The sequence below is a fragment of the Kitasatospora sp. NPDC032757 genome (genome assembly GCF_055579305.1).
The window spans coordinates 1-18,932 of the sequence record NZ_JBVINN010000061.1 but is presented as its reverse complement, the minus strand read 5'-3'; the positions used below and the strand labels follow the sequence as shown (position 1 = coordinate 18,932).

Here is an 18,932-nt window from a genome sequence, read left to right as displayed (position 1 = left end):
GGCCGCCCCTACCATCCGAGAGATGCCCGTCTCCCCCCTGCACGCCCCGCCCGGGCGGCGCCGCGCCTGGCCCCGCCGGCTGGCCGCCGGCATCGCCTTCAGCATCCTCGCCACCTCCTGCGGCGGCTGGGCGGTGCTGCACGGCCTCCGCTCGATCGACCGGGTCAACGCCTTCAGCGGCGACCAGGCCCGGCCCGCCGACGACGGCTCCACCACCTTCCTGGTGGTCGGCACCGACGAACGGGACGGCATCCCCGAGAGGACCCTCAAGGACGTGCTGCACGCCGGGGGCGAGTCGTGCCACTGCACCGACACCATGATGATCGTCCAGCTCGCCGGGGACGGAGCCCGGGCCAGCGTGGTCAGCATCCCCCGTGACTCGTACGTGGACATCCCCGCCCACCGGGACCAGATCACCCGCAAGGAGGTCCCGGCCGCCAAGGGCAAGATCAACGCGGCGTACGGGATGGGCGGGCCGCGTCTCACCGTCGCCACCGTCGAGCAGAACACCGGGTTGCGGATCGACCACTACCTCCAGGTCGACTTCGCCGGGTTCGTCTCCGCCGTGGACGCCGTCGGCGGGGTGAAGGTCTGCACCGCCAAGCCGCTCAAGGACGAGTACTCCGGCCTCGACCTGCCGGCCGGCACCAGCACCCTGGACGGCGCCGGGGCGCTCAAGTACGTCCGCGCCCGGCATGTGGACGCCAGCTCCGACCTGGGGCGGATGCACCGGCAGCAGAAGCTCGTCGCCCAGCTGCTGCACCAGGTCACCAGTGGCGGCACCCTGCTCAACCCGGTCCGGCTGGCCCGGGTGACCGACAGCCTGCTCGGCTCGGTCAAGGCCGACAAGGACCTCACCGCGGACGACCTGATCACCCTGGCCACCCGGATGAAGGAGCTGTCGACGGGCCGGGCGGACTTCGCGACGGTGCCGCTGGCGCAGGTCGACCACCCGGTGAGCGGGTGGGGCTCGACGGTGCTCTGGGACCAGGCCGGGGCGCGGGCCCTGTTCGACGCGGTGCGGGCCGGGCGGCCGCTGGGGGACGGGACGGCGGGGACGTCGCCCTCGGCGGTTCCGGCTCCGGCGCCGGCCGGGGCTGCCGGTCCGACGCCGGCCGGGGCCGCCGGTCCGGCCGCTGCCACCGCAACCGCCGTCGCGCCGGAGCAGGTGCACGTCCAGGTGTTCAACGCGGCCGGGGTCGTCGGGCTCGGCGCGCGAGTCGACGGCGACCTGCGACGGGCCGGCTTCGCCACCACCGGCGCGCCGTCCAACGCCCCCGCCGGGACGGCGCCCGGCCGGACGGTGGTCCGGTACGACCCGCGCCGGGCCGAGTCGGCGCGGACGCTGGCGGCCGCCCTGCCGGGCGCGGAGCTGGCGACCGTTCCGGGGCTCGGGCCCACCCTGCAGGTGTTCGCGGGCGCGGACTACCCGGCGGCCCCGGGTGCGTCGGCGAGCGCTGGTCCGAGCGGGGGGCCTGGCCCGTCCGGTCCGCCCGCGCCTCCGCCGCCCCCGGCCTCTTCGCCGGCTCCGGGCTCTCCGGCCGCCACGGCGGCGCCTTCCGTGCCGGTGACGGCCGAGCGGGCGACGGACATCATCTGTCCCTAGGCCCTGATCTTCCGGACAGGACCCGGCCGGCGCGGGTACGCGGCAGGGGCCGGGTGCTGTCGCGCACCCGGCCCCTGCCGTCCCCCGGTCCCCCGATCCGGGGGGTCAGTCCGTCGCGATCGCCGCGAGGACGTTCATCCGCCCGGCCCGGAAGGCCGGGACGAGGGCGGCGACCAGGCCGATGACCACCGAGGCGACCAGCGTGACCACGATCGTGCCGGTCGGCACGGCCAGCGTCGCCAGGCCCTGCTCCTTGAGGACCTGCTGCCCGGTGATTCCCCAGGCCAGGCCGAGGCCGGTACCGAGGATCGCGCCGAACAGGGCGATCACCACGGACTCCAACCGGATCATCCGGCGCAGCTGGCGACGGGAGAGCCCGATCGCCCGGAGCAGGCCGATCTCGCGGGTCCGCTCGACCACCGAGAGCGCCAGGGTGTTGATCACACCGAGCACCGCGACCACGATCGCCAGGCCGAGCAGGCCGTAGATCATGTAGAGCAGGGTGTTGATCTGCTGCTGGACGAGGTCCTTGTAACCGGCTTGGTCCCGAACCTTGAGCTGCGGGTAGTCCTTGAGCGACTCCTCCAGCGCGGCGAGCGTCTTGGCGACGTCGGCGCCGGCCGCGGCCTTGCCGTAGATCTGCTCGTCGAGCGGCATCTCGGCCGCCGGAATGGCCTTGGCCACGGTGTCGATGCCCACGAACGTGGCGCCGTTGAAGAGCGAGTCGCCCTTGGACATCACCACCCCGACCGGCACGGACTGGGCCCGCCCCTGGCCGTAGTCCAGCTTGACCGTGTCGCCGACCTTGAGGCCGTAGTCCTTGGCGAGGTCCTCGCCGACCGCCAGCGAGCCCTGGTTCAGCGAGCCGGCCGCGCCGGACTTGACCGGGAGCCGGAAGTCGTCGGTGAAGTCCGCCGAGACCGCGGAGATGCCCGTGGTCACCGTCCGGCCGTCCGGCACGGTGATCTTCACCCCCCGCAGTTCCTTCTGCTCGGTGACGTGCGCCACGCCCGGGGTCTTCTTCGCCGCCTGGACCATCGCCTCGCCGATGATGCCCTGGCTGCTGGAGATGACGTAATCAGCACCGACCGACTTGTCGATCTGCTCGTTGGTCGACTTGACCATCGAGGAGGTGAAGACGGAGGCGCCGATCACCAGCGCCAGCCCGATCATCAGCGCGGCCGCCGTGGCCCCCGTACGACGCGGGTTGCGCATCGCGTTGCGCTGGGCCAGCCTGCCGGACGGGCCGAACAGGGCCGGCAGCACGGCGCCGAGCCCCCGGACCACCGTGGTGGCCAGCAGCGGGCCGAGGACGACGAAGCCGATCAGGGTGAGCAGCACGCCGAGGCCCAGGTACTGGCCGCCGGTGGCGGCCTTGCCGGCCTTGGCCGCCAGCACCAGCAGGCCGCCACCACCGGCGGTCAGCACGAGTCCGACGACGGTGCGGACCACGTTGGAGCGGGCCTCGGCCGGGGTGCCGTGGTCACGCAGGGCCGCGATCGGAGCGATCTTGCTGGCCCGGCGTGCGGGGATCCAGGCGGCCAGCACGGTGATCACGATGCCGACCGCGTACGCGGCGACCGGCACGTTCAGCCCGATCTGCAGATCGGTCGCGCTGAGGTTCATCCCGACGGCCTTCATCAGCTGGATGAGGCCGGTCGCCAGGCCGAGGCCGGCGCCGAGGCCCAGCGTCGAACCGAGCAGGCCGAGGATCAGCGCCTCCACCAGCACCGAGCGGTTGACCTGCTTGCGGCTGCCGCCGATGGCGCGCAGCAGGCCGATCTCACGGGTGCGCTGGGCGACCAGCATGGAGAAGGTGTTGATGATCAGGAAGCCGCCGACCAGCAGCGAGATACCGGCGAAGCCGAGCATCGCGTACTTCATGAAGTTGAGGAAGGAACCGACGCTCTTGTTGTTCTCCTCCTTCTGCTCGGCCGCGGTCTTCACCTGGTAGCCGGCGCCCAGCTTGCCGAGCGCGTCGGCCTTGAGCTGGTCGTTGGAGCGGCTGCCGTCGCCGAAGACCTCGACCGACGTGAACTCGGCCTTCCCGAGGAGGTCCTGCTGCGCCGTCGGGGTGTCCAGGAAGGCGAGCGCCGCACCCGGGTTGGTGGTCTTGAAGGTGGCGATTCCGGCGAGGGTGAAGTCGTGGTTGCCGTTGGTGGCGGTGATGACGCGCACCTTGGCACCGAGGCCGAGCTTCGCCTTCTTCGCCGTGTCGGCGTCCAGCACGATCTGGTCGCCGCCCTGCGGCACGTGGCCGCTGGTGATCTCGACCGAGTTGCGCGGGGTGTCGGTCCAGTTGCCGGTCAGTGTCGGGGCGCCGCCGGTCGGGCCGATCTGCTTGTTGGTGAGCGGGTCGACCAGCACGGCGCTGCCGACGAAGACCTGGCCGAGAGCCTGCTTGACCCCGGGCGTGGCCGCGGCCTTCTGGATCACGTCGGCCGGCACGGTGGCGACCCTGCCGGCCGGCTGGTCCGGCTCGTCACCGTCGGCCTTGGCCGGCTGGACGGATATGTCGGAGGCGGTCGAGGCGAAGAGCCTGTCGAAGGTGCTGGTGGCGGTGTTGGAGAACACCAGGGTGCCGGACACGAACGCGACCGACAGCACGACCGCGATCAGCGAGAGCACCATCCGCCCCTTGTGGGCGAAGAAGGTTCTCAGTGACGTCTTGAGCAGCATGAGTCTGTATCCCGCCCGATCAGCTGGTGCGCTTGCCGTCGAAACGGCGCATGCGTTCGAGGACGGAGTCGGCGGTGGGGGCGTGCATCTCGTCGACGATCACGCCGTCGGCGAGGAAGAGCACGCGGTCCGCGTAGCCGGCGGCGACCGGGTCGTGGGTGACCATGACGATGGTCTGGCCGAGCTCGTCGACCGAGCGGCGCAGGAAGGTCAGCACCTCGGCGCCGGAGCGCGAGTCGAGGTTGCCGGTGGGCTCGTCCCCGAAGATGATCTCGGGGCGGGCGGCCAGCGCCCGGGCCACCGCGACGCGCTGCTGCTGTCCGCCGGAGAGCTGGGCCGGGCGGTGCTTGAGCCGGTCGGCCAGCCCCACCGTCTCGACCACCTGGTTCAGCCAGGCGGTGTCCGGCTTGCGGCCGGCGATGTCCATCGGGAGCGTGATGTTCTCCAGCGCGTTCAGCGTCGGGAGCAGGTTGAACGCCTGGAAGATGAAGCCGATCTTGTCCCGGCGCAGCTTGGTGAGCTGCTTGTCCTTGAGGCCGGTGATCTCGGTGTCACCGATCCGGATCCGGCCCTCGGACACGGTGTCCAGGCCGGCCAGGCAGTGCATCAGGGTCGACTTGCCCGAACCCGAGGGGCCCATGATCGCGGTGAAGCGGCCGCGCTGGATGTCCACGTCCACCGCGTCCAGCGCGGTGACCCTGGTCTCGCCGGTGCCGTAGGCCTTGGTCACCTGACGGGCCGAGGCGGCGACGGCGGCCGCGCCGCCGGGAAGCTGGGGGTCGTACACGGCTGCTGCCGTCGTCACTGGATTCTCCTAAGAAGTGGGCCCACCCGTTGCCCCCCAGCCTTGCCGCTGCCACCTGTGCTGCGACAGGGTGCAGGAGAGAGTCCTCGACCGGGAGTCAGCCCCACCCTTCCGGTGGACCTGGCTGCCGACCCGACAGAACCGGACCCTCCTCGGACGGGCGGGGATGTGATCCACGTTAGGAGCGGCGGCACGATCGCTCGTCATCCGCCGGTATGAAGCGCCTCAACCGTAGTTGTACGGGGCGCGGCGCCCCTCCCCCTAGGGGTAGCCGCCACCCGGGTCGGGGTCGGCCCGTACGGGGCCGCTCCCGGAGGCCGTCAGCCGGTGAGCGCGGGCACGGCGAGCCGCTCCAGCGCGGCGGCGAAGGCCTCCACCACCGGCGACAGCAGCACGTCCGTCTCGCGCTCGATCGCGGTGCCGCCGTCCTCCCGGACGGTGATGTGGCGGTCGAGCACGAACCAGCCCTGGGTGATGTGGCCGGCGCCCATCGAGCTGAGCACCGGGCGCAGTGCGTAGTCCACCGCCAGCACGTGCGCGGTGGAGCCGCCGGTGGCCAGCGGCAGGACGGCCTTGCCGGTCAGCGCGTACTGCGGGAGCACGTCCAGCAGGGTCTTCAGCAGGCCCGAGTACGCGGCCTTGTAGACGGGGGTGCCGATGACGATGCCGTCCGCCCGGGCGAACAGCTCCAGGGCGGCGACGATCTCGGGGTGGGAGAAGTCCGCCGAGAGCAGCGCGTGCGCGGGCAGGCTGCGCACCTCGAACGGGACGACGTGGTGTCCGCGGGCTTCGAGCTGCGCGTCGACGTGGCGCAGCAGGCGGGTGGTGCGGGACGTCGCGGACGGCGAGCCGGAAACGGACAGGACGGTGGCCATGGAGTTCACCTCTGGGGCGGGAAGCGGGGACGGCGCTACGGCTGCGGGGCGCACGCTGCGCGGGCAGCGGCGGAGCAGGGTGCGGAGCGGTGCGGGAGCTGGAGAGGGTTCGACGGGCGCGCGTCAGCCACGACAGAGCGAACAGGACACACGCTGAAGGTCGACGTGCCGCCGACGCGTGAGGGTCCATCGCTGATCCATGGCAGTCATGCAAACACGCAGCGTTCCGGCCGGTCAAGGATTGTTCCGGCAGGTGAACCAGGGGCGAGACGGATGGCGGGACACGGGAGTGGGACGCGGTGGTGCGCGCTGGGCTCGCCCGCCGCGGCGCCGGCCGCCTGGGCCGCCCCGCGCGAACGTGCGGCGGAACGATCCGGCACGTGCATCAAAACTGCTACAAGGCGCCTGGTGGGGGCCCCGGGGGGAGTCACCGCACCCGGCGTCGGGCATCCTCTCCCACATGAACACGTGGCAGGAGGGCCGCCCGGGCGGCGGCGGGAACCCTTCCCCAGCCTTTGGCTGGGGGGACCCCCATGGCGGCGGCAGCGGCAACGGCGGCTCGTACGGACGCAGCGAAGGCGGTACGGCGGCCGAACCGCCGCTGCCGGCTTCGCTGAACCCGCGCGGGCCCGGAGCCCCCGCGCAGCGGCAGCCACAGGAGTACGGGCAGCCGTCCGGCGGGCAGGCGCCGGTTCCGGCGCAGGCCCCCGGGTACGGGCCGTCCCAGGGATACGGGCAGCCGCCGTCGCACGGGCAGCCGGGCACTCGGCCCGGGGTGCCCGCGCAGGGGCCGGGGGCGCCCGGTGGCGCCGGTGGCCCCGGCGGGCCGATAGCCCCGGGCGGCACCCAGCCGCCCTCGGCCGCCAGCCCGTCGCGCTGGCCGCGGCGCCGGATCATCAAGTGGTCGGTGTTCGGCGTCCTGATCGCGATGATGGTGACCGCCGTCTCGACCTGGTTCTGGGCCGGCTCCAAGCTGAACCACGAGAACGTGCTCACCGACTACGCGGGCCGCCCCGCCGCCGGCAAGGGCACCAACTGGCTGATCGTCGGCTCCGACAGCCGCAACGGCCTGTCCGACTCGCAGGAGGAGGACCTGCACACCGGCCACGCGGGCGGCAAGCGCAGCGACTCGATGATGGTCCTGCACATCGGGGACAACGGGAACACCCTGATGAGCATCCCGCGTGACTCCTGGGTGCCGATCCCCGAGCACCCCGGCGACAACGGGAAGACCGTCAAGGCCACCACCTCGAAGATCAACTCGGCCTTCGCGGCGGGCGGCGGCAAGCTGCTCGCCCAGACCGTCGAGCAGAACACCGGCATCCGCATCGACCACTACGCCGAGATCGGCTTCGCCGGGTTCGTCGGCATCGTCGACTCGGTCGGCGGCGTGGACATGTGCATCGACCAGGACGTCAAGGACAAGGACTCCGGCCTCGACCTCAAGGCCGGCTGCCAGAACCTCACCGGCACCCAGGCGCTCGCGTTCGTCCGCCAGCGCCACCAGATGGCCGACCAGGACCTCGGCCGGATGCGCAACCAGCAGAAGTTCCTCGGCGCACTGGCCAAGCAGGCCGCCTCGCCCGCCACCCTGCTGAACCCGTTCACCTTCTACCCGCTGGTGGACTCCGGTCTCGGCACCCTGATCGTCGACGACGACGCCGGCCTGACCGACCTCGGCTCGCTCTTCCTCGCCATGAAGGACGTCAACGGCGGGGGCGGCAAGAGCATCACCGTGCCGATCGCCAACCCGGACTTCAAGACCAACACCGGTGAGTCTGCGGTCAAGTGGGACAGCGCCAAGGCCAAGCAGGTCTTCGACGCGTTCAAGAACGACACGGCCGTCCCGGACACGAAGTAACCCCCGCGACCGCACGTGACGCGGCGTGACTCCATCGGCACAATGGGTGGATGTCACTCGTCACCGCGCTGATCTACCGCCGCCGTCACCGCCTCCTGGGCCGCCTGGTCCAGGAGGCGCTCGCGTTCTACGGGATGGAGGTGCCGGCCGCCGCCGAGATCGGGCCCGGGCTGACCGTCTTCCACCGCGGCTTCGGCACCGTCCTGCACCCGTACACCACGCTCGGCGCCGGCGTGACGCTCTACAACGGCGTGACGATCGGGCGGGCCGACCCGTGGGTGCCGCAGGAGCGGAGCGCGATGCGGCGGGTGGTGGTGGAGGACGGCGCGGTGCTCTGCGCGGGCGCCAAGGTGGTCTGCAAGGAGGGCGTGCTGACCGTCGGCGCGGGCACCGTCGTCGGCGCCAACGCCGTCCTCACCCGCTCGACCGGCCCCGGCGAGATCTGGGCCGGCGCTCCGGCCCGCAGGGTGGGGCTGCGTGAGGGCTCGTGGGCGGCGTCCGCAGCGGCTCCGGACGAGCTGACGCCCGGTGAGGCTCCCGGTGAGGTGGCTGCCGGCGGGGTGGCTGCCGGCGGGGTGGCTGCCGGCGGGGCCCCCGGCGAGGCGGGGCGGGCCCCGGCCGACCTGCGCTAGCCGGCCGGCCGGGTGCGCTGTTCCGCGCACCCGGCCGGCCGGTCCGACTCCCCTCCTCCGGCCACCGGCTTCCTGCTACCGCGGGTGCAGCACCGTGGGGAGGCGGTCCAGGGCGATGCCGAAGAGCGAGCGGTAGGCGGCCAACGCCGCGGCCTCGTCGAGGAGTTCCTCGGTGCGCCCGCCGTCGGCGCCGGTGCGGATCAGACGGGTGCCGCTCAGGGTGACCCGGCCGCCGTCCGGGGCCGGCAGCGAGCAGGTGGCCGAGTGGGTGAAGTGCGAGTCCGGCGAGGTGGCCTGCCACCAGCAGGTCGGCACGAAGTCGGCCGGCTCGTACGGGCGCAGGCCGAGCCGGTACTGCGGCTCGCCGTCCATCCGCACGTCGAGCTCGTCGCCGCCGTACGGGGTGATGGTGAACTCCCCCGCTGGGTCCGACTGTTGCCCGCGGTCGTCCAGGCGCAGCGGGAGCCGGCTGAACCGTCCGAACCCGACGTCGGCGAGCCAGGGCCCGTCGAGGTCCACCCGCAGGGCGAGGTGGTCGAACGGCGGCCCGAGGCGGTCCCCGTCGAAGACGCGCGCGCCGAGCAGGCTCACCCGGTAGCCGAGTGCGCGCAGCAGGGCCGCGAAGGAGGCGTTGAGTTCGTAGCAGAATCCGCCGCGGCGCCGGGTGACGATCTTCTCGAACAGCGCGCCGGTTCCGAGCAGCACGGGCTCGCCGAGGTGCACGCCCAGGTTCTCGAACGGCACGGCGCCCAGATGCGCGCGCTGCAGCTGTGCCAGGGCGGCCTCGGAGGGCCGTCCGGGCCGGACCGCGCCGATGCGGGCGAGATAGGCGTCCACCTGCGCGGCGGTCAGCCCGCCGCCGGTCGATGAAGGATGATCCACACCACCCATTCCATCGCGCCGGGCTCCGTTCGGCCATCGGTCCTTGGCCCTAGGGCGCGCTTCGGGGCCCGGAAACGGCGAGGAGCAGGAAGTCGGCCGGGCCGACGTCCTGCTCCACAGCGCCTCGGGGAGGGCGGAACTACTCCACGATGCCCGAGTCGGCGATGGTGATCTTCGCCTTGGTGCGGCCGCTCTGCGAGCCGAGCGACTCGATCTTCGTCACCAGCTCCAGGTTCTCGACGACCTCGCCGAAGACGACGTGCTTGCCGTCCAGCCAGTCGGTCACGATGGTGGTGATGAAGAACTGCGAGCCGTTGGTGTTCCGGCCGGCGTTGGCCATCGAGAGCTGGCCCGGCTTGGTGTGCTTGAGCTGGAAGTTCTCGTCCGCGAACTTCTCGCCGTAGATGCTCTTGCCGCCGGTGCCGTCACCACGGGTGAAGTCGCCGCCCTGGAGCATGAAGCCCGGGATCACACGGTGGAAGGACGAGCCCTTGTAGCCGAAGCCGTGCTGGCCGGTGGCCAGCTCGCGGAAGTTCTGGGCGGTCTTCGGGACGATGTCGTCGAAGAGCTTGAAGACGATCCGGCCGGCCGGCTCGTCGTTGATGGTGATGTCGAAGTAAACGTTGGAACCCATGCAGGGATCATGGCATGCCGCCCCCCGCGACGCGCGACGACCCCGGCCTGCGGTCACGGGGCGCCGACGGCCCGGGGCAGGCGGCACCGGCGTCAGGCGGCGGCCGGCTCGGCGGCGAGCACGGGGTAGTCCGTGTACCCCTCCGCGCCGCTCGCGTACATCTGGGCGCCGCGCACCGGGTTGAGCGGCGCGCCGGTGCGCAGGCGCTCGACCAGGTCGGGATTGGCGAGGAAGCCGCGGCCGTAGGAGATCAGGTCGGCGCCGGCCGCGAGCAGCCGCTCGCCGGCCGAGCGGCCGCCGTCCGCCGGGAGGGGCTCGCCCCAGCCGAGGACCGGGTTGGCGATCAGCGCGCCGTCCCAGGCCTTCCGGATCTCCCGGAAGACGGGCGACTGCGGGTCGGCGAAGACCACGTGCAGGTAGGCCAGGCCCTCCCCCGCCAGCTCGCCGAGCAGGGTCCGGTAGATCTCCTCGGTGTCACCCTCCTCGATGCCGTTGACGGTCAGGCCCGGCGCGATCCGCACGCCGACCCGCTCGGGGCCGATCGCCTCCGCGACCGCCCGCACCACCTCGACGACGAACCGGACGCGGCCGGCGGCCGCGCCGCCGTAGGCGTCGGTGCGACGGTTGGTGTTCCGGGCCAGGAACTGGTGCAGCAGGTAGCCGTTGGCCGCGTGCACCTCGACGCCCGCGAAACCCGCCTCGACCGCGTTGCGGGCGGCGGCCGCGAAGTCGGCGACCGTTTCGTGGATCTCGGCGACGGTCATCTCCCGGGGCACCACCGCCTCCCGGTGGCCGCCCGCGGTGTGGATGGTGTCCGGCAGGGCGACGGCCGAGGGCGCCACCAGGTGCAGTCCGCTGTTCTCCGGGTGGCCGACCCTCCCGCCGTGTTGCAGCTGCAGGAACATCCGGCCGCCCGCCGCGTGCACGGCCTCCGTCACGAGCCGCCACCCGGCCACGTGTTTCTCCGCGTGGATCGCCGGGATGTCGGCGTAGGTCTGCCCGACGGCGTTCGGGGTGGTGGCCTCGGCGATGATCAGGCCTGCGGAGGCCCGCTGGGCGTAGTAGGTGGCCATGATCGGCTGCGGGACGCCGTCCGCGGTGGCGCGGGTACGGGTCATCGGGGCCATCACCAGCCGGTTCGGCAGCTCCAGCGCACCGAGGCGGGCCGGCTGGAAGAGCGCGGTCGGCTGCGTGGTGGCCGTGGTCCCGGCCGGGCTCGTGGTCTTCGTCGCGTTCGTCGTGTTCGTCATGCGCAAACCGTAGAAGTTGACATCAGTGTCAGGTTCAAGTCCGTCCTCGAACCCTGTGGCCCACACCGGGGCGGCCCCCCTGCGACCGGACGGCCGCCGACCCCGCCCACCCCGGCCACGGGCGCTGCACCCCACCCGGCGCCGCCGGAGGGGCCCGCCGGCGCACCCTAGGATCATCACAGAGCAACTGACCGAGGGGGAACGGGACATGGGCGTACTGAGGGTCGGGGTCTATCTGGCACATCCGGGGCCGGGGAGCTTCAACCACGCACTGTTCGAGGCCGTGGCGGACGAACTGCGCGGCCACGGCTGCGAGGTGGTGGCGCACGACCTGTACGCGGAGGGGTTCCAGCCGGCACTGACCGCCGGGGAGACGGAGACCGTCGCCGCGGCCGGTGAGTCCGCCGACCCGCAACTCGCCCTGCACCGGGCCGAGGTGGCGACCCTCGACGCACTGGTCCTGGTCCACCCGAACTGGTGGGGCATGCCGCCCGCCGTCCTGGCCGGCTGGGTGCAGCGGGTCCTGGTGCCCGGGGTGGCGTACAAGCTGGGCACGGCGGACGGCGAGCCGGCCGGGCTGCTCCGGGCCGGGCGGGCACTGGTGCTGAACACCTCCGACACCCCGGAGGAGCGCGAGCACGGCGAGTTCGGCGATCCGCTGCAACGGATCTGGGCGGCCTGCGTCCTGCCCTACGTGGGCGTGGACGACGTGCGGCGGGTGGTCTTCCGGACCGTCACGGACTCGACGGAGGCCACCCGCGCGCAGTGGCTGCAGCAGGCTCGGCGGGAGGCGGCGGCGCTGCTCGGCTGAGACCCGGGGACGGCCGCACGGACGGATATGGCCGACGGACGGGCGTCCGGTGGCGGGTAACCGCTCCTGCCGTCCGGCGGGGGTGCGGAGATCCACATGAGCATGCTAGAACCAGCGGCGGGCACAAAACCTTGCCCAAATCACCGTGCGACCTTCACACCACCGGCCACCCCTTGGGAGACCCATGTCCGCCGCACGCACCGCCCGCACCGGCGCCGTCCGCCTGGTGCTCGCCGCCCTCTCCGCCCTGGCACTGCTGCTCTCCGGCGCCGCCACCGCGACCACCGCCTCCGCCGCCACCACCGCCGTCACCAGCCTCGACGGAGCCTGGGCGTGCGACGTCCCGGCCGGCTACGTCTACGACCAGGTGTCCATGAACCGGACCTGCAGCTCCGGTAGTTGGAACGCGCCGCAGTTCCACCTGCGCACCCCCGTCGACGGGCTGACCGCCTGTAAGAGCGCGCCCGGCTTCGTCTACGACGCCATCACCTGGGGCAGCGCCTGCAGCCAGATGCCCGGCGTGACCTCCAACGCGTACCACCTGCGGACTCCGGTCGACGGCCTCACCGCCTGCATGGCCACCCCGGCCTTCACCTACGACCGGATCACCTTCACGAGCCAGTGCAGCCTCAACCAGGGCGTCCAGGCCACGACCTTCCACCTCCGCAAGCCGGCCAACGGGATCTGGGCGTGCACCATCCCCACCGGCTTCACCTACAGCCAGACCATCCAGAACACCGACTGCAGCAACATCCAGGGAAGCGTCCTGTCGACCAAGTACCTGCTGCTGGGCTGACGCCCGGCGCACCGGTGGAGCAGGAGGTCGGCCGGACCGGCCTCCTGCTCCACACGCGTCCGGCCCGTCCGGGCCGCCCGGACGGGCCGGGGTCAGTCCTCCGGCAGAGCGAGCTCGGCGACCTCCTGGTCGCCGCTGAACTCGCCGGTGGGGCGGAAGCCGAGGCTCGCGTAGAACCCGGCCGGCCCGTGGTCGCCCGGCACGTAGGTGACCGTCACCCGGCGCCCGCCGCGGCGGCGGATCTCCGCGCAGACCTGCTCGACGGCGAAGCGCCCGTACCCGCGGCCCTGCTCCTCGGCACCGATGTTGAGGCGCCAGAGGCCGGAGCGCGGCTGGTCACCGGGCTGGTCGGGGTTGAAGCGGATGCCGAGGAACGCCATCACGAACCCGACCGGCCGGTCCCCGTCGAAGACCAGCCGGGGCCAGGCGGTGTCTCCGTGGGCGTAAGCCTCGGCCAGGGACTTCACCACCGGCGACACCAGCCCCTCCTGGTCGGGCCGCACCTTCAGGGCGAGCGCGGCGTCGATGGTGGCGGGGGTGATCGGCTCCAGGCGCAGGGCCGGCGAGGGCGAAGGCGACGACGTTGACATGCCGGTCACCCTAGTGAGGGCCGGCGGCACGGTCGCCCGGTTTTCAGGACACCGGCGCTCGAGGCACCGGCTTCCCGGGTGCCGCATTCAAGGTGCCCGCATCCGAGGCACCGGCACTCAGGGCGCCGGGGTGAAGACCAGGGACGCGTTGTGGCCGCCGAAGCCGAAGGAGTTGGTGAGCGCGGCGGTCAGCGCACCGCGCCGCGGGGCGCCCGCCACGACGTCCAGCTTGACCGCCGGGTCCAGGGTCTCCAGGTTCCGGGTGGCCGGCACGACGCCGTCGCGCAGTGCGAGGACGGCGGCCAGCGCGCCGACCGCACCGGCGGCCCCGAAGAGGTGGCCGGTCATCGACTTGGTCGCCGTGACGGCCGGGTGCAGGCCGATCGCCTCGGCGACCGACTCGGCCTCGACCAGGTCGCCCAGCGGGGTCGAGGTGGCGTGGGCGTGGACGAGGCCTATGTCGCGCGGGGCGAGCCCGGCCTCGGCCACCGCCCGGCGCATCGCCCGGACCTGGCCCTCGGCCGCGGCCCCCGTGATGTGGTACGCGTCCGAGGTGACCCCCGCACCCGCGAGGGTGGCGTGCGCGCGGGCGGACCGGGCCGCGGCGAACCCGGCCCGCTCCAGGACGACGACCACCGCACCCTCGCCGATCACGAAGCCGTCCCGGTCCACGTCGAACGGACGGGACGCCCGCCCGGGCTCGTCGTTGCGGGTCGAGTGGGCCTTGGCCTGGGCGAACCCGGCCAGCGGCAGCGGGCAGATGCACGCCTCGGCGCCACCCGCCACCACCACGTCGGCCCGGCCGAGCCGGATCAGGTCCAGGCCCATCGCGATCGCCTCGGCGCCGGAGGCGCAGGCGCTCACCGGGGTGTGCGCGCCGGCCCGCGCGCCCAGGTCGATGGAGACCCAGGCGGCCGGGCCGTTCGCCATCAGCATCGGCACGGTGTGCGGGGAGACCTTCCGCACCCCGGACGCCTCCAGCACGTCGTCCTGGCCGAGCATGGTGAGCGCCCCGCCGGTACCGGTGCCGATCACCACGGCGAGGCGTTCCGGGTCCACCTCGGGCGCCCCCGCGTCGGCCCAGGCCTGCCGGGCGGCGATCAGCGCCACCTGCTCGCAGCGGTCCATCCGCCGGGCCTGCACCCGGTCCAGCACCTCGGACGGCTCGACCCTCAGCCGCCCGGCGATCCGGACCGGCAGGCCGTCGGCCCACTCCTCCTCGATCGCGCGGATGCCCGAGTCGCCGGCCAGCAGACCGGCCCAGGTCGAGGCGACGTCCCCGCCGAGCGGCGTCGTCGCGCCGAGCCCGGTGACCAGCACACCGTTGTTGTCGACACTCATCGAACGAACCCCCTGACTGTTGTGGAGATTGTGAGAGAGGCACAACTCCCCGCGTCGGGTCGACGCGGGGAGAAGCCGCCTCATCTGCCACCTTGCCAGGGAGGTGATGATCGATCAGGTGTGCAGGAGAACCGATTCGACCACGAGGATGTTGTAGGGTTTCTCCATGTGATCAGGCCTGGAAGTCGGTACCCCGGCCGACCGGCTCCCAGTCCCGGAGCTCCTTCTCGGCGGCCTGGAGGTTGCCGAGGACGGCATCGACGGCGTCGTTCCCGAGCGCCAGCCGCAGCGGGGTCCGCTCGGCGTCCAGCGCGGACAGGATCGCGGCGGCCGCCCTGGCCGGGTCGCCGGGCTGCTTGCCGTCGCTCTCCGGCAGGGCCGCGCGCACCGGACCGACCACCGAGTCGTACGCGGGGATGGCGGCGGCCTGGGCGAGTGCGCCGGGACCGGCGAAGGAGGTGCGGAAGGAGCCGGGCTCGACGATCAGCACCTTGACGCCGAACTGGGCGACCTCCTGCGCCAGTGCCTCGGAGAGGCCCTCCAGCGCGAACTTGGTGGCCGAGTAGGCGCCCACGCCGGGGAACGAGAAACGGCCGCCCATACTGCTCATCTGGACGACGGCACCGGAGCCCTGGGCCCGCATGTGCGGCAGGACGGCGCGGGTGAGCGCGGCCGGGCCGAAGAAGTGCAGCTCCATCAAGTCCCGCAGCTCGCGGTCGGTGTACTCCTCGACGGCGCCGATCAGCCCGCGCCCGGCGTTGTTCACCAGGACGTCGATCCGCCCGTACCAGAGCAGGGTGTCCGCCACCACGGAGGCGATCCCGGCCGGGTCGGTGACGTCCAGCCGGACCGGGACGACCCGGTCGGGGTGGGCGGCGGCCAGGGCGTCCAGCGTCTCGGGGCGGCGGGCGGCCGCCACCACGGTGTCGCCGGCGGCCAGCGCGGCCTCGGCGATCGCCTGGCCGAAGCCGGAGTTGGCGCCGGTGATCAGCCAGACCCGGCCGGCCGCGTTCTTCTCAGGGGTGGTGCTGGTCATCCGGAGTGCCTCCGTAAGCCGTTGGAAGACTTGCTAGTTGACGCACTCAGTTATGTCAGCCGGGCCCGGCGGGCGTCCAAGACAGATGCCTGGTCGCTCGATAAGGATGCTTTATGGCCCACCGCGTGATCACCGTTCCTATGATCACCGGATGGAGCTGCGCCAGCTGCACTACCTGATCGCGATCGCCGACGAGGGCAACCTCGGCCGGGCCGCCGCCCGTCTGTACGTGAGCCAGCCCGCCCTCTCCTACGCCCTGCGGAACCTGGAGACCGAATTCGGCGTCCGCCTCTTCGACCGCCACTCCGGCGGGGTCACCGCCACCGCGGCCGGGCTCGACGTGGTGGCCGAGGCCCGTCGCACGGTCGCCCAGGCGAAGCGGATCACGGCTGCCGCCGAGCGGCACCGGCGGGCGGCGAGCGGGGTGCTGCGGGTGGGCTTCGAGGCCAGCGGCGCGGGCGAGTTGACGACCCGGGCGCGCGCCGAGTTCGCGCGCCGGCACGCGGGCGTACGGGTCGAGCCGAAGCGGTTCGACTGGGGCCAGGAGGCCGACGGGCTGCGCGACGGCCGGGTGGACGTCGCCTTCGTCTGGCTGCCGGCCGACCTCACCGGGCTGCACGCGGAGATCGTCCACACCGAGCCGCGGGTCGTCGGGCTGCCCGCCGGCCACCGGCTGGCCGGGCGCGCGGGCATCTCCGTCCTGGAGGTCAACGACGAGCCGCTGATGTGGACCGAGCGCGCACCCCGCGCCTGGGTCGACTGGTGGGCGGTCAACCCGCGCCCGGACGGCTCGGCGCCGCGCTGGGGGCCGACCAACGACAACGTCGAGGAGATGCTGGAACAGGTCGCCGAGGGCGCCGCCATCTGCTTCGCCCCGGCCGGCCTGGCCCGCTACTACGCCCGCCCGGACCTCGTCTGGGTCCCGCTCACCGACGTCGAGCCGCTGCGGGTCGCCCTCGCCTGGCCGGAGGGCGCGGACAACCCGCTGGTGCACGGATTCGCCGCCGTGGTGCGCGAACTGGCGGGCCCGCCGAGGGAACCGGCCCCCGGCGGGCCGAACTGACCGGGGCCGAAACCCATGACGCAGCGGAGCGTCCGACAGCGGCCGGGTTACGGCAGGTTGCGGGCCATGACGATGCGCTGGATCTGGTTGGTGCCCTCGTAGATCTGCGTGATCTTCGCGTCCCGCATCATCCGCTCCAACGGGTAGTCCCGCGTGTACCCGTACCCACCCAGCAACTGCACCGCATCCGTCGTGATCTCCATCGCCGCGTCCGACGCGAAACACTTCGCCGCCGCCCCGAAGAACGTCAGATCCGCATCCGTCCGCTGCGACCGCGCCGCCGCCGCATACGTCAACTGCCGCGCCGCCTCCAGCTTCATCGCCATGTCCGCCAACATGAACTGCACACCCTGGAAATCACCGATCGGCTTCCCGAACTGCTGACGCTCACGCACATAGCCCTTCGCGTAGTCCAACGCCCCCTGCGCGATCCCCAACGCCTGCGCCGCGATCGTCACCCGCGTGTGGTCCAGCGTCTTCATCGCCGTCGCGAACCCCGTACCCTCCGCACCGATCATCCGGTCCGCCGGAATCCGCACATCGTCGAAGTACACCTCACGCGTCGGCGACCCCTTGATCCCCAGCTTCTTCTCCGGCGCACCGAACGACACCCCCGCATCGCCCTTCTCCACCACGAACGCCGAGATCCCCTTCGAACGCTTCTCCGGGTCCGTCACCGCCATCACCGTGTAGAACTCCGACACACCCGCGTTGGTGATCCACCGCTTCACACCGTTCAACACCCAGAAGTCCCCGTCCCGCACCGCCCGGGTCTTCATCCCCGCCGCGTCCGAACCCGCATCCGGCTCCGACAGGCAGTACGAGAACATCCCCTCACCCCGGGCCAACGCCCCCAGGTACTTCGCCTTCAACTCCTGCGACCCCGACAACTGCACCGGCAGCGAACCCAGCTTGTTCACCGCCGGGATCAACGACGACGAGGCGCACACCCGCGCCACCTCCTCGATCACGATCACCGTCGCCAGAGCATCCGCCCCCGCACCACCGAACTCCTCCGGCACGTGCACCGCATGCAGGTCACTGCCCTGCAACGCCTCCAACGCCTCCTGCGGGAACCGCCCCAGCTCGTCCACCTCCGCCGCGAACGGAGCGATCTTCGCCTCGGCCAGCGAACGCACCGCCTCACGGAGCATCTCGTGCTCCTCGGAGATCCGGAAGAGATCGAAGTCCTGGCTCATGATCGGCACTCCTGTTTCACGACGGTACTCAGTACCCTTCATTATGCATGCGCGCAGCAAAAAGGGAACTCAGTGCCTTCACAGGGCGGCACTGAGTTCCCTATCCTTTTTGCAGTTCCGGCAGCCAGGTCCGAGCGCAGGGAGATGACACCGTGGTCCACTCAGCCATCGACGCCGATACCGAGAGCACCCCGCTCTACTTCCAGCGCTGTACGTGGTGCAACAACCCCACCTTCCAGCGGCTGCTCTGCCCCACGTGCGGCTCCACCGACCTGCGGCTGGAGCGCAGCGAGGGCACCGGTGTGGTGCGCCGCTGCGCGGTCGAGCAGGCGCGGACGCCGCTGGCCCGGCAGAAGTCGCTGATCAGGATGGCCGAGGGGTTCGACGTCTGGTGCATCGTCAACGGGCTGCGCAGCACCGTCCCGGTGGGCACCAAGGTGCGGCTGACGCCGTCGGCCGACTCCGACCAGCCCGAGCTGACGCTGCTCCCCCAGGAGGAGGCCGAGCGGGTCCAGCCGGCCGAGCCGCGCCCGCTGCCGCCGAACCAGGGCGGCTTCACCCAGCACCTGGCGGCCTTCGCGGAGTAGGAGCGGGGCGGTGGCCGCGGCCGCCGCACCAGTACGCCGGAGGGCGTGGCACCCGGGTACTCGGTGCCACGCCCTCCGGCGTTGTGCGTCCTGCTCTGCCCTGCTCCGGCGGATCAGCCCTTGCGGGCCTTCACCTCGCCGGTGAGCTGCGGCAGCACCTCGAAGAGGTCGCCCACGACGCCGTAGTCGGCCAGCTCGAAGATCGGGGCCTCGGCGTCCTTGTTGACGGCCACGATGGTCTTCGAGGTCTGCATGCCGGCCCGGTGCTGGATCGCGCCGGAGATG

The 18,932-nt window shown here is 72.3% G+C and carries 18 protein-coding genes and 1 pseudogene; 7 read left to right on the top strand and 12 right to left on the bottom strand.

The window, feature by feature from the left end:
* Window positions 1-22 precede the first annotated feature (22 nt).
* A complete protein-coding gene (locus ACZ5WK_RS37765; protein WP_465554677.1) occupies window positions 23-1,606 on the top strand; it encodes an LCP family protein in 1,584 nt (527 codons plus the stop codon).
* A gap of 105 nt (window positions 1,607-1,711) precedes the next feature.
* Here ACZ5WK_RS37765 and ACZ5WK_RS37760 read toward each other — a convergent pair whose 3' ends face one another.
* From ACZ5WK_RS37760 to ACZ5WK_RS37745, 4 genes are all read right to left on the bottom strand, one after another.
* Window positions 1,712-4,285 carry an ABC transporter permease gene (locus ACZ5WK_RS37760; protein WP_465554675.1) on the bottom strand — a complete coding sequence of 858 codons (2,574 nt, stop codon included), beginning with the start codon at window positions 4,283-4,285 and terminating at the stop codon, window positions 1,712-1,714.
* Window positions 4,286-4,304: 19 nt separating this feature from the next.
* A complete protein-coding gene (locus tag ACZ5WK_RS37755; RefSeq protein WP_465554673.1) occupies window positions 4,305-5,090 on the bottom strand; it encodes an ABC transporter ATP-binding protein in 786 nt (261 codons plus the stop codon).
* A gap of 320 nt (window positions 5,091-5,410) precedes the next feature.
* A complete protein-coding gene (ssuE, locus tag ACZ5WK_RS37750) occupies window positions 5,411-5,965 on the bottom strand; it encodes an NADPH-dependent FMN reductase (protein ID WP_465554671.1) in 555 nt (184 codons plus the stop codon).
* Between the two features lie 123 nt (window positions 5,966-6,088).
* On the bottom strand, window positions 6,089-6,166 hold the full coding sequence (locus ACZ5WK_RS37745) for a putative leader peptide (RefSeq protein ID WP_359810240.1): 78 nt from the start codon (window positions 6,164-6,166) through the stop codon (window positions 6,089-6,091).
* Between the two features lie 259 nt (window positions 6,167-6,425).
* On the opposite strand from ACZ5WK_RS37745, the gene ACZ5WK_RS37740 reads away from it, so the two are divergent.
* Both ACZ5WK_RS37740 and ACZ5WK_RS37735 read left to right on the top strand, forming a co-directional pair.
* Window positions 6,426-7,826, top strand: a complete 1,401-nt coding sequence (locus tag ACZ5WK_RS37740) for an LCP family protein (protein WP_465554670.1) — start codon at window positions 6,426-6,428, stop codon at window positions 7,824-7,826.
* 50 nt (window positions 7,827-7,876) lie between these two features.
* Window positions 7,877-8,458 carry an LbetaH domain-containing protein gene (locus ACZ5WK_RS37735; RefSeq protein ID WP_465554668.1) on the top strand — a complete coding sequence of 194 codons (582 nt, stop codon included), beginning with the start codon at window positions 7,877-7,879 and terminating at the stop codon, window positions 8,456-8,458.
* A 75-nt stretch (window positions 8,459-8,533) separates the two neighbouring features.
* Here the strand turns inward: ACZ5WK_RS37735 and ACZ5WK_RS37730 are convergent, their stop codons facing one another.
* The 3 genes from ACZ5WK_RS37730 to ACZ5WK_RS37720 form a co-directional block, all read right to left on the bottom strand.
* Window positions 8,534-9,349, bottom strand: a complete 816-nt coding sequence (locus tag ACZ5WK_RS37730) for an arylamine N-acetyltransferase family protein (protein ID WP_465554666.1) — start codon at window positions 9,347-9,349, stop codon at window positions 8,534-8,536.
* A gap of 130 nt (window positions 9,350-9,479) precedes the next feature.
* The gene (locus ACZ5WK_RS37725) at window positions 9,480-9,974 is read right to left on the bottom strand and encodes a peptidylprolyl isomerase (protein WP_396325802.1); all 495 of its coding nucleotides are present in this window, start codon (window positions 9,972-9,974) and stop codon (window positions 9,480-9,482) included.
* 92 nt (window positions 9,975-10,066) lie between these two features.
* Window positions 10,067-11,224: an alkene reductase gene (locus tag ACZ5WK_RS37720; RefSeq protein ID WP_465554663.1), complete on the bottom strand. Its 1,158-nt coding sequence runs from the start codon at window positions 11,222-11,224 to the stop codon at window positions 10,067-10,069.
* 208 nt (window positions 11,225-11,432) lie between these two features.
* On the opposite strand from ACZ5WK_RS37720, the gene ACZ5WK_RS37715 reads away from it, so the two are divergent.
* Complete coding sequence (locus ACZ5WK_RS37715; protein ID WP_465554661.1) at window positions 11,433-12,035, top strand: NAD(P)H-dependent oxidoreductase; 603 nt, start codon at window positions 11,433-11,435, stop codon at window positions 12,033-12,035.
* A gap of 184 nt (window positions 12,036-12,219) precedes the next feature.
* On the top strand, window positions 12,220-12,831 hold the full coding sequence (locus ACZ5WK_RS37710; protein ID WP_405360052.1) for a hypothetical protein: 612 nt from the start codon (window positions 12,220-12,222) through the stop codon (window positions 12,829-12,831).
* A gap of 92 nt (window positions 12,832-12,923) precedes the next feature.
* Here the strand turns inward: ACZ5WK_RS37710 and ACZ5WK_RS37705 are convergent, their stop codons facing one another.
* From ACZ5WK_RS37705 to ACZ5WK_RS37695, 3 genes are all read right to left on the bottom strand, one after another.
* Complete coding sequence (locus tag ACZ5WK_RS37705) at window positions 12,924-13,421, bottom strand: GNAT family N-acetyltransferase (RefSeq protein WP_465554659.1); 498 nt, start codon at window positions 13,419-13,421, stop codon at window positions 12,924-12,926.
* Window positions 13,422-13,538: 117 nt separating this feature from the next.
* Window positions 13,539-14,762: a beta-ketoacyl-[acyl-carrier-protein] synthase family protein gene (locus ACZ5WK_RS37700; protein WP_465554657.1), complete on the bottom strand. Its 1,224-nt coding sequence runs from the start codon at window positions 14,760-14,762 to the stop codon at window positions 13,539-13,541.
* Window positions 14,763-14,934: 172 nt separating this feature from the next.
* Window positions 14,935-15,798 (bottom strand): oxidoreductase, encoded by an 864-nt coding sequence (locus ACZ5WK_RS37695; RefSeq protein ID WP_465554655.1) that lies wholly within the window; start codon window positions 15,796-15,798, stop codon window positions 14,935-14,937.
* 151 nt (window positions 15,799-15,949) lie between these two features.
* On the opposite strand from ACZ5WK_RS37695, the gene ACZ5WK_RS37690 reads away from it, so the two are divergent.
* On the top strand, window positions 15,950-16,861 hold the full coding sequence (locus tag ACZ5WK_RS37690; RefSeq protein WP_465554653.1) for a LysR family transcriptional regulator: 912 nt from the start codon (window positions 15,950-15,952) through the stop codon (window positions 16,859-16,861).
* 47 nt (window positions 16,862-16,908) lie between these two features.
* Here the strand turns inward: ACZ5WK_RS37690 and ACZ5WK_RS37685 are convergent, their stop codons facing one another.
* Entirely contained in the window at window positions 16,909-18,060 is a 1,152-nt protein-coding gene (locus ACZ5WK_RS37685) for an acyl-CoA dehydrogenase family protein (RefSeq protein ID WP_465554651.1), read from the bottom strand.
* Window positions 18,061-18,212: 152 nt separating this feature from the next.
* Between ACZ5WK_RS37685 and ACZ5WK_RS37680 the strand changes: the two genes are divergently transcribed.
* The gene (locus ACZ5WK_RS37680; protein ID WP_465554650.1) at window positions 18,213-18,647 is read left to right on the top strand and encodes a PhlB family protein; all 435 of its coding nucleotides are present in this window, start codon (window positions 18,213-18,215) and stop codon (window positions 18,645-18,647) included.
* Between the two features lie 113 nt (window positions 18,648-18,760).
* Here the strand turns inward: ACZ5WK_RS37680 and ACZ5WK_RS37675 are convergent.
* Window positions 18,761-18,932, bottom strand: a pseudogene (locus ACZ5WK_RS37675) (electron transfer flavoprotein subunit alpha/FixB family protein); the annotation flags it as partial.